This is a genomic window from Thermostichus sp. MS-CIW-41 (genome assembly GCF_054058915.1).
In genome coordinates this window covers 96877-110426 of the sequence record NZ_JBSSBO010000002.1, presented here as the reverse complement: position 1 = coordinate 110426, position 13550 = coordinate 96877, and the positions used below count along the sequence as shown (strand labels likewise).

General features: G+C 60.0%; 9 protein-coding genes. 4 read left to right on the top strand and 5 right to left on the bottom strand.

Translation table 11 applies throughout. From position 1 onward, the window contains the following. Positions 1–5: 5 nt before the first annotated feature. Positions 6–2213 carry a glycoside hydrolase gene (locus ACVWXE_RS01435; RefSeq protein ID WP_457489400.1) on the bottom strand — a complete coding sequence of 736 codons (2208 nt, stop codon included), beginning with the start codon at positions 2211–2213 and terminating at the stop codon, positions 6–8. A gap of 167 nt (positions 2214–2380) precedes the next feature. On the opposite strand from ACVWXE_RS01435, the gene ACVWXE_RS01430 reads away from it, so the two are divergent. From ACVWXE_RS01430 to ACVWXE_RS01420, 3 genes are all read left to right on the top strand, one after another. Next, positions 2381–2899, top strand: coding sequence for an HNH endonuclease (locus tag ACVWXE_RS01430; protein WP_457489399.1), 519 nt, complete (start codon positions 2381–2383; stop codon positions 2897–2899). 938 nt (positions 2900–3837) lie between these two features. After that, positions 3838–5118, top strand: coding sequence for an MDR family MFS transporter (locus ACVWXE_RS01425; RefSeq protein ID WP_011432585.1), 1281 nt, complete (start codon positions 3838–3840; stop codon positions 5116–5118). A 131-nt stretch (positions 5119–5249) separates the two neighbouring features. Beyond that, positions 5250–5618: a YccF domain-containing protein gene (locus ACVWXE_RS01420; RefSeq protein WP_414343163.1), complete on the top strand. Its 369-nt coding sequence runs from the start codon at positions 5250–5252 to the stop codon at positions 5616–5618. Between the two features lie 173 nt (positions 5619–5791). Here ACVWXE_RS01420 and ACVWXE_RS01415 read toward each other — a convergent pair whose 3' ends face one another. Both ACVWXE_RS01415 and ACVWXE_RS01410 read right to left on the bottom strand, forming a co-directional pair. Continuing rightward, positions 5792–8146 carry a transglycosylase domain-containing protein gene (locus ACVWXE_RS01415; protein WP_457489398.1) on the bottom strand — a complete coding sequence of 785 codons (2355 nt, stop codon included), beginning with the start codon at positions 8144–8146 and terminating at the stop codon, positions 5792–5794. Between the two features lie 3 nt (positions 8147–8149). Next, positions 8150–10039 carry a serine/threonine-protein kinase gene (locus ACVWXE_RS01410; RefSeq protein WP_457489397.1) on the bottom strand — a complete coding sequence of 630 codons (1890 nt, stop codon included), beginning with the start codon at positions 10037–10039 and terminating at the stop codon, positions 8150–8152. A gap of 131 nt (positions 10040–10170) precedes the next feature. Between ACVWXE_RS01410 and ACVWXE_RS01405 the strand changes: the two genes are divergently transcribed. After that, positions 10171–11088, top strand: a complete 918-nt coding sequence (locus ACVWXE_RS01405; RefSeq protein WP_457489396.1) for a histone deacetylase family protein — start codon at positions 10171–10173, stop codon at positions 11086–11088. Positions 11089–11099: 11 nt separating this feature from the next. On the opposite strand, the gene ACVWXE_RS01400 is transcribed toward ACVWXE_RS01405, so the two are convergent. Together ACVWXE_RS01400 and ACVWXE_RS01395 are read right to left on the bottom strand one after the other, a co-directional pair. Beyond that, positions 11100–11819 carry a PP2C family protein-serine/threonine phosphatase gene (locus ACVWXE_RS01400; RefSeq protein WP_414424064.1) on the bottom strand — a complete coding sequence of 240 codons (720 nt, stop codon included), beginning with the start codon at positions 11817–11819 and terminating at the stop codon, positions 11100–11102. Next, positions 11819–13522: an ABC1 kinase family protein gene (locus ACVWXE_RS01395; RefSeq protein WP_457489395.1), complete on the bottom strand. Its 1704-nt coding sequence runs from the start codon at positions 13520–13522 to the stop codon at positions 11819–11821. Before ACVWXE_RS01395 ends, ACVWXE_RS01400 begins: the two co-directional genes overlap by 1 nt. Between the last annotated feature and the right edge of the window lie 28 nt (positions 13523–13550).

The following is a 13550-nucleotide window of genomic DNA, read 5'->3' as shown; positions in this document are numbered from 1 at the left end:
CACGCTCAGGGTCTGCGCAGGGCAATGGTGGCCTTGGGCGGGATCCCTTCCTGAAAGGTCTCGCCATCCGCGGCCAGGATGACAAATTGCAGCTCCTGACCCGGCTGGGCGCCCAAATTGCTCCAGGGGATGGCCACCTCCAAACAGGCATCCACCACCGCCTTCACTTGATGGCCGATGGCGTGCCAGGTGTGGTACTCCCCTGCCTGCAAGAGCTGGGCTTGCACCTCTGCCGGATGCTGGCCGGTGCCGGGAGGCGGCAGTGACAACCGCAACAGGTGGCGGTAGTGGTAGTTGAGAGGGGCTTCTGCCGGCAATCCCTGCAGGGGAATGGGGCTGTTGACGGTGACGCGGTTGGGATAGAACCACAGCACCAGCAATTGCCTGGGCCGCTGCACCACCGAGTTAAAATCCAGCCGCAGATAGAGGTTGAAGTGATCAAACCCGTACCAGAGGCGGCGGACGACGCTGTTGCGGTGCATGGTGCCGCGGGCGGCGCCGATCTCCACCCGCCCGGCTTGGCTCCACTCCCGTTCGGCGGGGCGGCCGTTGATGGCCGGGTGGATAAATCCTTGCGGCAGGCGATCCCCCAGCCCATCGTGATCCTCGAGAGGGAACTGCAGCACTGCCGGCACGGCCTCTCCCAAAGCGGTGTAGAGGGCCTGCAGATGTTCCCGAAACAACTGGTCGAAAACGGCATCGTGGGCCGAGGAATGGCCCGCCCCAAACCACCAGAACCAGTCGGATCCCTCGGCGGCCCAGAGGGCTTCCCAGGCTTCGGGATTGGCGTGAGGGTGATCCTGAATGACCTGGCGGGCTTGGGCCAGGAGCTCCCAGGCGCGGTTTTTGACGGGATCCCCGATCCAAGTGGTAAAGTCAGCTTCAATCCAGGAGCCGCTGTGCAGTTGTTCGGCTGGCAGAAACTCCGTAGGGGGAAACTGGTCCAAAAACTCCGAAACCGTCACCAAGCGCAGCGCCGGGTGCTGGCTGAGGCGGGCATAGAGGTTCTCCAGGAAGGGCCGGCCATCTTGGGGGTAGTACTCCCAGCAATTTTCCCCATCTAGGGCGATGGTGACCAGCCAGGGCTGTTCCTGGGGCAGGCGGTTGCGGATGCTCTCCAGGTGGCCGATGAGATCCTTGGCGGCAGCATCGGCGGGCATGGCGCTGTAGCTGAAGCCGATCAAATCGGAGAGGCGGTGATCCCGAAAGACAATGGCCAGATCCCCTGCCTCGCTCTCCAGACGGTAGGGCCGATAGAGCTTTTCCGGCTCGAGGATATGGCCCTGCCCGTCGCGATGAAAGGGTTGGCCCAGGCTCCAGCCCAGCACGCCCTCGTCGGAGATGATCCACTCAAAACCCTGCTTTTGCACGATGGGGACAATGGCCGGGCTCACGGATTGCTCCGAAGGCCACAGACCCCGCGGCTCGCGGCCAAAGCGCTCCCGGTAGATCTGCTTGGCCCGCTCCAGTTGGCTGTGGACATCCTGCTCCCAGTGGAAGGGGTAGCGGGGCAGGGGCAAGCCGGGCCGAGCCACCCGCGCCGAGCGCTCGCTCACCAGCAGGGGCAAGATGGGATGGGTGTAGGGGCTGGTGGTCAGCTCCAGTTGGCCGCTCTCTTGCAGCTTGGCGTGCTGGGGCAAGATGGCGGCCAGGATCTGCTGCTGCTTGGCATAGATCCGCTGCCGATCCGCCAGGGTAAAGCCGGATCCCATCTTGATCCAGCCCTCGATCTCGGGATCCTCGTGGAAGAGGGGATCGAACCAGGAGAGGTTGTGCCAGGCCAGCAGGTCGCTGAAGTCTTGCGGTGTCCAGTACTGTAGGCACCAGTTGATCCCCTGCGATTCCCGCTGTTCGTAGAGCTGGCGGTAGCGGGGATAGGGCTCAATCATGGTGGGGTAATGGCTGTCGAAGAAACGCTCGACAATGAAGCGCCGCTGCTCCGGGGTCAGCTTTTCGACAGGAGATAAAGTCAGCTCCAAATAGGGATCGAAGGCGGAGCCGGCCACGTAGTCTTCGATTTGCACAATCAGAGAGGGCACCAGGTTGACCGTTTGGTGCAGGCGAGGATAGCGCTCCAGCAGCAGAACCAAGTCGAGGTAGTCTTTGATCCCGTGTAGGCGCACCCAAGGCATGCGATATTTACCCGCTATCGGACTTTTGTAGAGGGGCTGGTGTTGGTGCCAAACCAAGGCGATATGCAGCGGGTAGGTCATGGGAGGCACGGGATCCGACCATCACCCGGATACTAGCCCATCTGTCTGGCTGGCGATCGTAAGAAACTCTTGAATGTCTGAGCTCTGCCGGTGTCGATGGCGGTGGGGAAAAGCTTGCCATTCGCAAGATTCCTCAGGAGAATGGCGGCAAAAGGAAGAGCTGAGCCATGACTGCCGCTACCCACCTTCTGGAACAGTCGATCGTTGTCTTTTCCCAAAACTATTTGCCCATCAGCCGGGTCAATATCAAGCGGGCAATCGTGCTGCTGCTAACAGGCAAAGCCGAACCGCTCTCGATGATGAATGTGCCGGTGTGGAAGGTGCGCTCCCCCAGCCAGGTGATCGAGGTGCCCGAGCACATCCGCCTGACCATCAAGGGCAAAGAGCGGGCCTGGCGAGTGCCCCCTGTTAACCGGCGGGAGGTTCTGCGGCGGGATCACCACACCTGTCAGTACTGTGGCAGCACCCACAACCTAACCCTGGATCATGTCGTGCCTCTTTCTCGCGGGGGATCCCACAGTTGGGACAATGTGGTGACGGCTTGCGAACGCTGCAATCAACGCAAGGGCAACCGCACCCCTGAAGAAGCCAACATGCCCCTGCGCAGCAAACCCCGTGCCCCTCTCCACCCGACGGTGGCTTTTGCGGAGCAGTTCTGGCGCGAACACCAAAGTCGGCAAGAGTGACATCCTCCCGGCGCTCATCCTATGGACAGAGCGCGGGCCACCCTTCCCGTCAGCAGGACGGAGTCCTTACCTCGCGGTCGGGCATTCCTGCCCCACGCCACTTGTCTGGGTCTACAACCCCCGACAGAACAACTGGACAGGCGGTTCCCCTTCCCCAGCCTCCCCCCTAGGCACTGCCAGCTCGCAAAACAACCTCTAATCCACAGGGAACGGTGCATCGGCAGGCAGGATGGACTCCTGCACCCAGGAACCCCTGTCCACCGGACAAGAGCAAGAGGCATCTGGATCAATCCGGTACTTGTAGGTTACCGCCAGCATAAGTAGGCTTTACTACAGATTTCGCTCAGGGGTATGGCGGGGATCCATGTATCCCAGTGCTCACCCTGCGGCTAGAGCATGGGACCTATTGCCCCCGCACCCCCGTTAGTTAAAATTGTTGGTACTAGAACTGTAAGGCACAGCTTCTTCTAGCTTTGTCCAGGTTTGCGGCTGAGCTACAGGTGCTCTGTTGTGGGCAAAGGGAACTTGCACCTCGGCTGCAGCAAGCAAGATGGGGGCTGGCTTCCTGCAAGGACTCCGTCCCGCTAACGCGATTGGACTCCGTCCCGCTAACGCGATTGGACTCCGTCCCGCTAACGCGATTGGACTCCGTCCCGCTAACGCGATTGGACTCCGTCCCGCTAGCGCGATAAGTTGGCGCGGCTGTTGAGCGAATATATTGGACTCCGTCCCGCTGACGCGATTGGAGTTGGGGAAATGGGTTGCCCTGTCTGCTGGCTCGCTGGGTGAAGAGCCTTCTGGCAACGAACATCAAGCCTGGCTGCACAAATTTTCAGTTTACTTGTCAGAGCAGGCTCCTTGCCCTGGCCTCAAGGATCGGGATCCCGTAGGCTAGGTAGGCCCTCCCCTGCTGCACTCAACATCCTGCTGCACTCAACATGTGGATCCCTTCTTGGTGGCCGAAGCTCAGTTTTCAGGTTTGGCTGATCTTTATCGGTCGGCTGCTTTCCCAAACTGGAACCGGCTTTACCTTGTTTTATGCCAGTCTCTTTTTTGTGAATCAGGTGGGGCTGACCGCCACCCAAGTGGGCCTGGGGCTAGGCATTATGGCTTTTGCCGGGGTGTTTGGCCGCATCCTGGGCGGCTCGATGGCCGATGGAGCTTGGGGGCGCCGTTCCACTTTGATCCTCTCTCTGGCTATTTCCACCTTGGGGTCGTTTGGGTTTGCGCTCTCCTATGACTTCTGGAGTTTTGCCCTGGCCAATATGGCTGCAGGCTTGGGGCAGGGGTTGTACTGGCCGCCTGCGGAAGCGATTGTAGCAGATCTAACCACTCGTGAGCAGCGCAACGAAGCCTACGCTCTCAACCGTCTAGGGGATAACCTGGGCCTCAGCCTTGGGGTGGCTATGGCCAGCACGCTGGTGGCTCTGACGGGGGCCTATCGGCTCTTGTTTGTAATCGACGGTGTCACTTTTCTAATCTTTCTGGCAGTACTTTGGTTTTTTATCCGGGAAACTCGGGCGACTTGTCCGGCAGCAGAGCCTGTGTTGGCAGGTTGGAAAACCGCCCTTAGAGATCGCTCCCTTTTGGTGTTTGGCCTGTCGAATATCCTGTTCACCACCTATGTGGCCCAGCTCAGCAGCAGCATGCCCCTTTACTTCCGCAATGGGGTAGGGATCCCAGAGGTGCAAATCGGCATTTTGTTTGCCTTGCATGGGGCCTTGATCGCTCTGCTGCAGATGCCGGTGGCCCGTTGGTTGAATCGCCGGACGCGCATCCAAGGGTTGCAGGGATCCGCCCTGATGTGGGGGGTGGGATTTCTTTTGGTTTGGCTTAGCGGTCTGGCGGCGGAATTGGGGGCTCCGGCCCCGGCGGTGGCAGTCTTGGCGCTGGCGGTGCTCTCTTTGGCGTTGGTGAGCTACAACCCCTCTGCCTCTGCTTTGGTGGCGGATTTGGCGCCGGATCACTTGCGGGGGGTGTATCTGTCGGTCAACTCCCTCTGCTGGGCGGCGGGGTTTGCTCTTGGCCCAATGATTGGGGGGATGGCCTTGGACTTGCCGCAACCGTGGGCAAGCGGGTTGTGGATCTTTTGGGTGATCACCGTCAGTTGGGTTTGGGGGATCCTCCGCTTTCTGAACCGCATTCTGCCCTGCAAGGTGAATAGGGCCGCAGTGCCTCCGGTGATGGAGCCCGCTCCCCTCGGTGACGCAGAACGCTAGAGCCCAGGAAAGAAGCAGATTTTGGGATCCCAGTCTTGGCCAACAGCTGGTTAGAGTATGGATGTCGAACAGGAAGGCTAGTTCTGCTCTTGTACCCTGCAATTTGGTCTCAACGGTGGAGGATCTGAATCATGAGCTTGATTGGCAACATCATCTGGCTAATCTTCGGGGGTTTGCTGACAGGTTTGGGCTACATCTTAGGAGGACTGAGCCTTTGCCTGACAATCATCGGCATTCCCTTTGGCTGGCAGAGCATCAAACTGGGGTTTGCAGTGCTTGCCCCCTTCGGAAAGGAAGTGGTGGAGTATCCCGATGCCAACAGCCCGCTGCTGCTGATCTTTAACGTCATCTGGCTATTGCTGTTTGGCTGGCCGTTGGTGCTTAACCATCTCTTCTGGGCTGTGATTCTGGCAATCACCATTGTTGGGATCCCCTTTGCCAAACAACACATGAAGTTAATTATTTTGTCGTTGTTGCCCTTTGGCCGAGATCTGCGCTGAGAAAGTGGGTGAACCTAGATTGTGGGTTTATTGAGGGGTACGGCCAAACTGGTTATTAGGCATTTCTCACTTGGGATGCAGGAGAGTTTTCTGTCGGGTTGTCAGGATTTGGGGTTGCCAATTGCCAAGGCTGCTCTCGGAGTTGCTCTATCAAGGCTGCTCTCGGAGTTGCTCTATTGAACCATCGTCAAACTATTGGTAATGACTTGCCTCGTGTAATTTCCCCAAGTTTGAGCAGCTATGCTGCTGCTTCCTCGTGTTGGGCTAGAGTCATCATTGCCCAGCCAAATGCCGGTCACCAGGGGAGGGTTGGGCGTGTAGCCGATAAAGAGCAGATCCTTGTTGGCGGTGGTGGTGCCGGTTTTACCGGCTTCTCCAATGCCGAGCCGGGCAGTAGTACCGGTGCCGGAGCTGATCACCCCTTGCAGTACGGTTGTCATCTGTTGGGCGACGGTTTCTGGTAAGACAAGTCGCTGAGAACGGGGATCCTCCCGACCAGGGTAAATCTCACGGCAGGTGCGAAAGTCGTTGGGGTTGGCGCAATCGCTGCTATCCAAGATGCGGCGGATGGTGTGGGGCCTTGACCAAAGGCCACGATTGGCAAAAGGAGTGAAGGCTGCTGTCAACTCCAGCAAGTTCACCTCCATGGTGCCGATCACCATAGAAGGATAGGGTTGCAACGGCGATTGGATGCCCATTTGCCGGGCCGTCGCCACCACTTGCTCTAGACCTACTTGTTGGGCCAACCGCAGGGCAATCACGTTTTCGGAGAGGATCAGGCCGCGGGCCAAATCCATAGGGGCCGATCCCGAGCGACAGCCCCGAAAGGTGAGGTTGCCCCAGGTGAGGGGCTCGCAAGACAACACTTGGGAGAGAGGGATCCCCTGGGTGAGGGCAGCCGCATACGTGAACACTTTGAAGGTGGAGCCCGGCTGCCTTTGAGCTTGGGTAGCCCGGTTGAAGGGGCTGGCGTTGTAGTCGATCCCGCCCACCAAAGCCAGCACTTCGCCGTTGCGGCTGTCGAGACTGACCAAAGCGCCTTGGCTGAAGCCCAAGCGGGATCCCGACTCGCGCACTGTTTGGGCCAGGACTTGCTCTGCCAAACGCTGGTAGGGCAGATGCACCGTGGTTTCGATGATGAAGTTGCCCTCTGCCGAGAGGTCTTGGCCCAAAAGCTGCCGCAGCTCCTGGAAGACAGCGCTGTAAAAGTAGGGAGCAACTGTCATGGTTTGGGAGCGCAAATTGGGGTTGAGGGTGAGGCGACTGCGCCGGGCCCGCCGAATCTCCTCTTCGGGGAAGACTTTCAGCTCGCTCAGGCGATCCAAAACCCGATCCCGGCCTCGAACGGCGGCATCATAGTTGGCGACGGGGTTAAAGGCGTTGGGCGCGGGCAAAATGGCCGCCAGAGTCGCAGCTTCGGAAAGGCTGAGCTGGCGGCTTGGGATCCCGAAATAGAACTGGGCGGCAGTCTCAAAGCCGTAGATGCCGTTGCCCAGGTAAACATTGTTGAGGTAGAGAGCGAGGATTTCGTCTTTGCTGTAGCGCTGTTCCAGCTTCAGGGCAGCGACGGCCTCCCGCAGCTTGCGCCCGAAGGTGTTGCCGGAGCCGGTGTAGTCCCGCAGAACGGTGCGGGCCAGTTGTTGGCTGATGGAGCTGCCCCCCTGCTGCACCTCCCCTGAGCGCAGGTTCACCCAGAAGGCGCGGGCAATGCCCAGCAGATCCACCCCAAAGTGGGAGTAAAAGCGGTGATCTTCGGCGGCGACCACCACCTTGGGCAGAATTGGACCAAAAGCTTCTAGGTTGGGCAGCTCCCGGTAGGTGTCCCCCTGATGGCGGCGCAGCTCCGTCTGCTGATCCCCGGCCAGGACGATCAGGGGGTTGCGATCCGCGGAGAGGGGTGGTTCCACTGAGAACTTGCTCCACTCATGGCCGATCCAAATCCTCGCCCCCAGCCCCAAGACCACCATCAGGATTAGGCAGCCGCGCACCCCATACACCTGTGGTGGGGGTGGATCCAGCACTTGAATCCAGACGCTCTCCGGATCCCGAGGCGGGCCAAGGCTCAGTTGCTGGCCATGCCGCAAGATCACCCGGCGCACCCGCTCGACACCACCGAAGGGTTTGAGGCGGAAAACGCCGTTGGTCGAGTCTTGATCTTCTAGCTGGTAGCGACCGGCATTCCACCCCAGCCAGTAGAGAATAGGGGGCAACGGGATCCGCCAACCCAGACCGGGCAGGCGCCAATCCGGGCGGGGACGGATGTGGGCGTGGAGATGGCTCACCGCGGGGGCAGGGATGCGAATGGTGGCCACCGTCTGGCTGCGACCGAGAATGTCGGATCCCTTCAGGGCAACCACTCGAGGGGGCTCTCCCGGGCAGGTAATCCGCAGGCGCACCGGGCGCTTGGGGGGAGGAGGTTCGGGGGGTTTGAGGAGAGCTGTAGGCCCGACAGGGAAAGGCCTCGCCAGAGTTTTGAAGAGGCGAGCGACGGTGCTCAACAGCGGCTTTTTGTCTTCAGAAGCAGACATGGCTCAGTCCCCCCGCAATTCGCGCGCACGGCGCAGCAGCTCCTGCATGGTCTGGCCGGGAGGACGAGGGCCGCCTGCTGCTGAATTGAGGTTACGGGCTTTGGGAGGCCGGGCAACGGGGGCAGCCGGGGGTAGGGTGGGAGAGGAGGGGGAAGGTGGTGGAGCACCGCTGGGCAGCGTGGGATCCCAGAGGGCCATGTAAAGATGGCCTTGGGCGCTGCGTTCGATCCTGCCGGCCCAGGGGCCAACGCGGAATTGCACTCGCCTGGAACGTCCCTCGCGCACAGCCTGCAGTTCTCGCTGCAGTTGAGCAGGCAAGGGGGCTTGCAGCATATCCTCCAAGAGTCCTTCCACTTGAGGGGTGGGTACGCCAGCGGTGGCGGTGGCTTCGGTTTGCCGCAGGGCCAGGCTGGATTCGTCGTAGGTGAGGCCCAGGTTCACCCCGCCAAGGCGATACAGGTCATACACGGTGTTGGGCCAAGCGCCCTGCCCCTGCTGGTTGGGGGATCCCAGGCTGGCCCGTACCGTCTCGCGGGAAGTCTCCAGGGGAAAGGCGCGAAACACCGGCTCGCTCCTGTTGTAGGGTTCCAGCTCCGGCGCGGGATCCCGCCGTTTGCTCCGCTCTGAAGCCAAAACAAGGGGCTCAGGGACAAGCTCCCCAGGCATAGGATGGACATTCTCTGGGGCAATGGGATCTTCCACTGCCGGACGAGATCCTGGCCCGGAAACACGGGGGGCCGAGGGGCGTTGCAGCAACTGTCCCCATTGCCAACTCACCAAAACCCAGCCCAGCAGCCCGCCCATCAGAAAGGGAATCAGGCGCACCCAAAGCAGGGATCCCCCGTTCTCGACCTCCGTGGCCGCCGTCAAGGGCCTGAGCTGCAGAGTACCGGCTGTAACCAAGGACGGCGCAGCGGCAGGGAGACCTCCAGAAAGTGGGCTAGAGGCAGCCTCTTCCGACGAGGCGACTGGGACCTGAGGGGCAATAGATCCCTGTGCTCTGGCTTGAATGTGCTCCAGCTCCGCCAACACATTGGCCACCGACTGCGGGCGGGCGGCAGGATCTTTGGCCAGGCAACCGAGGATCAAGTCAGACAAACCGGCGGGCAGCGGAAACTTCAGTCCCCAGTCTTCTAGAGGGATGGGCCGGTGCTTGTGGTGGGCCTGGTACCAGCCCGGGAAAGATTCGGTGGTGGGCTTGAGGGGCATCTGGCCAGACACCATCTGGTACAGCATGATCCCGAAGCTGTAGATATCGGAACGGGCGTCCAGCGGCAACCCTTCCAGCTGTTCCGGGGAAGAATAGGCCAGCGTTCCCAGGTAGGCATGGGTAAAGCTTAAAGATTCATGGCTGTTGAGCAGCTTGGCAATGCCGAAATCCACCAGCTTCGCCAGTTCCCCAAAACTGCTATCAGGCACTACAATCACGTTGGCCGGCTTCAAATCGCGGTGGATCACCTGCACCCGTTGCCCTTCCATGAGGATCCCCTCGTGGGCTGCTTTCAACCCCAAGCCAATTTGACGGGCCAGCCGGAAGAAGCGCTCCAAAGGCAAAGCCCCCGCGGCCAGAATATCCTTGAGGGTCTTGCCGTTCAGGTATTCCATCACATAGAAGGGCACCTCATCGGGGGTAAGGCCATAGTCATTGACTTTGACAATGTGCAGGCTTTTTTGGCCCAAAGCCGCGCAGGCTTTCGCTTCCCGTTCAAAGCGCAGGCGGGTGCGCCGATCCATTGCCGGCTGGGAAAGCAGCTTGACAGCCACTTCCACCCCACCAAAGAGCAAGTCTTGAGCCAAATAGACTCGCCCCATGCCCCCCTGTCCCAGCAGATGTACAAGTCGATAACGCTGAGCCAAGAGGCGACCCAAAAAGGGATCCGACGCAGTAAACATAGGGAATCGCGGCGGTACAGAGAACAGGTTTGCAAGCCTCGCGAAGGGATCCGGCAGGAGCGGGCTACCTCTACCATAAGCACTGGAGCCGTTATAGGCCATGCTCACCGCCGTCAATCCAGTTGCCCTTGATGTCTTTGCCAATTGTTTACCACCCCGACTACAGTGCCCCCCTGCCGCCGGACCACCGCTTTCCCATGCCGAAATTTCGCCTCTTGCAAGAGCTGCTGCTGCGGGAAGGGGTGATCCGCCCCCAGCAAGTGCACCACCCTGAGCTGCCCCCTCTCGCCTGGATTGAGTCGGTACATACCCCTGAGTACGTCAGGGCCTACTGTGAGGGATCCCTGGAGGCCAAGCTGCAGCGGCGCATCGGCCTGCCCTGGAGCCCGGAGCTGGTGCAGCGCACCTGTCGAGCGGTGGGGGGTACCGTCTTGACCGCCCAATTGGCCCTGCGCCACGGCCTGGCCTGCAACACCGCCGGCGGCACCCACCATGCCTTCCCTGCCTACGGCTCCGGCTTTTGTATCTTCAACGACCTGGCCATTGCCGCCCAAGTCCTGCTGCAGCAAGGGCTGGTGCAAAGGCTCTTGATCGTGGATCTGGATGTCCATCAAGGAGATGGCACTGCTTGGATCTTTCGCTCCGAGCCGCGGGTGTTCACCTTTTCCATGCACTGCGAGGCCAACTTCCCCGCCACCAAACAACAGAGCGACCTGGACGTGCCCCTGCCAGTAGGCATGGAAGATGAAGCCTATCTCCAGACTTTGGCCGACCACTTGCCCGATCTGTTGGCTCAGGTGCGCCCTGACCTGGTGCTCTACGATGCCGGTGTGGATCCCCACGAAGAAGACCTCTTGGGCAAGCTGGCCCTTAGCGACCAGGGCCTGTTTCGGCGGGACATGCAAGTGCTGAACACTTGTCTAAAGCAGGGCTATCCTGTCGCCTGCGTCATCGGCGGCGGCTACGGCAAAGACCTCAACCGCCTCGTGTATCGCCACTCCCTGCTGCACCGGGCTGCCAGCGAAGTGTACCGCCAATACCGTCTTTAGCCGGGCGCAAACTAGGCGTATTCGGCAATCACTACTGTGATGTTGTCTCGCCCGCCCCGCTCTTTGGCCGCCTCGATGAGCTTTAGGGGAAGTTGCTCCAAATCTTCCACCTGCAGGCAGTACTCGATGATCACTTCGTCGTCTAACTCCTCCGTCAGGCCGTCGCTACACAACAGCAGGCGATCCCCTGGGTAAACTGTAATCGGCTGCACAGAAGGTGGACCCGCATCGGGTCGGCCCAGGCAGCGCTCGAGAATATGTCGCCAAGGGTGAATCCGGGCCTGCTCATAGGTCAGCTCCCCCAGTCGAATGGAGCGGGCCACTAAGGTGTGATCCTCGGTCATTCGCTGCATTTCGGATCCCCGTAGGCGATAGAGGCGAGAATCACCGATGTGAGCGCTCCAGCAGTTGCCCTTGGGATCCACCATGGCCACCACCACCGTAGTGCCCATGTCTGCCCGTTCTGGATTCTCCCGCTGATCCTTGAGGATGGCACTGTTGGCCGCTTCTACGGCTTCGCTGAGCAACCGGGGCGCCGGCACGTTTTTCCAGCCTCGATCCAGATATTCTCGGATGGTCTCGACGGCCAACAGGCTGGCTGTAGCCCCGGCAGCATGTCCTCCCATACCATCGGCAACAATAAAATAGCGCCCCTCTGGATCGCAGTAGCAGGCATCTTGATTGCTGCTGCGGATCTTGCCGGGATCCGTAGCGCAGGCATATCGTCGCATCACATCAATCGCTCTGACCGATTCAACCTTAAGAGTACTCTGATTAAAGCAAGAGCAGCGAGGGCAGCCAAAACCAAAGTGATAACCGTTAAGGTAGCATGTCCGGCCAAAAAGAGCTGAGTTGCGCTCAAAAAAAAGGCCGCAAACAACACCCCGTAAATGACTCCCAGCCCGGTGTTGTTCAGCTTGCGCAGCAAGCGCTCCGTCTCCCTGGATCGCACCCGCAGGCGCAGCTCCCCTTGTTCCAACTTGCTCAAGGTCAATTCGATCCGGCGGGGCAAACTGAGACTGCTGCTGGTGAACTCAGCCGCTTGACGGCCAACCTGGGCCAAGAGGGTCTCGGTCTCGCTTCCGTTCAAACTCATCAGCTCCTCCGCAAAGGGTTTGGCCACTTCCATAAAGTCGAACTCCGGATCCAGCCCCTTCCCCAGCCCCTCCAACGTGGTCAGGGCCCGCATCACAAAAGTAAAGGTAGCCGGAAAACGAAACGGCTGATCGTAGGCCAGCTCGTAAAGGTCTTCGCTAATGGCCGCCACCGAGATTTCTCCCGAGTTGCTGGAAAAGGGTTTGTCCATAAAGTGATCCAGCATGTACTGCACCGAGCGGCGCACCGGAGCCAGATCGGCGGTGGGCACCAGCACCCCCAGTTCCACCAGCGAGGCCACCACCTGATCGGCATTTTTGGAGACCACACCTGCCAGCGTGCCCATCAGCTTTTCTTTCACATCGGAGGGCAGGCGGCCCATCATGCCGAAGTCGTAGAAGATCAACGTGCCATCGGGCTTCACGGCAATGTTGCCGGGGTGGGGATCGGCGTGAAAAAAGCCATCCTTGAGCAGTTGCCGCAGATAAGCCTCTGCCCCCAGACGAGCCAAAACCTTGCGATCCAGCCCCGCCGCGCTCAGGGCTTCGTAATCGCTGATTTTGATCCCCGGCAGGTATTCCAATGTCAACAGGCGAGGAGAGGTGTAACGCCAATACACTTTGGGAACAGCAATTTGCGGCATATCCCGAAAGTTGCGACGGAAGGTATCGGCATTGCGGCCCTCATTGAGGTAATCCACCTCTTCCCAGAGGGTGCGCCGACACTCTTCGTAGATGCCGATCCAGTCGCGGCCCGGCCCGCCCCAAGAGGTGCGATACTGAAAGAACTCGGCAATCCCACGGCAGATCTCCAAATCGATGGTGAACAAGCGGGTCAGCCCCGGACGCTGCACCTTCACCACCACCTCTTCCCCGGTTTTCAGCTTGGCGCGATGCACCTGCCCTAAGCTGGCAGCGGCCAAAGGGGTGGGATCAAAGTAGCTGTAGATTTGGGTGATCGGCCTGCCCAGCTCCTGCTGCACGATTGCCGCCACCTGTTCGTAGCTGAAAGCAGGCACCCGATCCTGCAGCTTGGAGAGCTCCTCGACATATTCCGAGGGGAAGAGATCGGCGCGGGTGGAGAAAAACTGCCCCACTTTAATAAAAGTAGGGCCTAAGTTAAGCAGCGTTTCGCGGATCCAAATGGCTCTGGCCCGGCGGCGCTTGGCCTTTCGCTCGGGCGTGGGTTGTCCCCCATAGCTCCAAGCCTGCTGATCCAGCCAAAGGTAAAACAGCCAGGTGAGCACAAATCGCCAAATGTCCAACAGGCGGCCTCGGCGAGTGTAGTTCTCCCGGGCCCAACGGTAGGCGGTATAGGGCTTGACGGGTTGTGATCCCAAAGAAGTCCGGGATCCCAAAAGGCTCGCG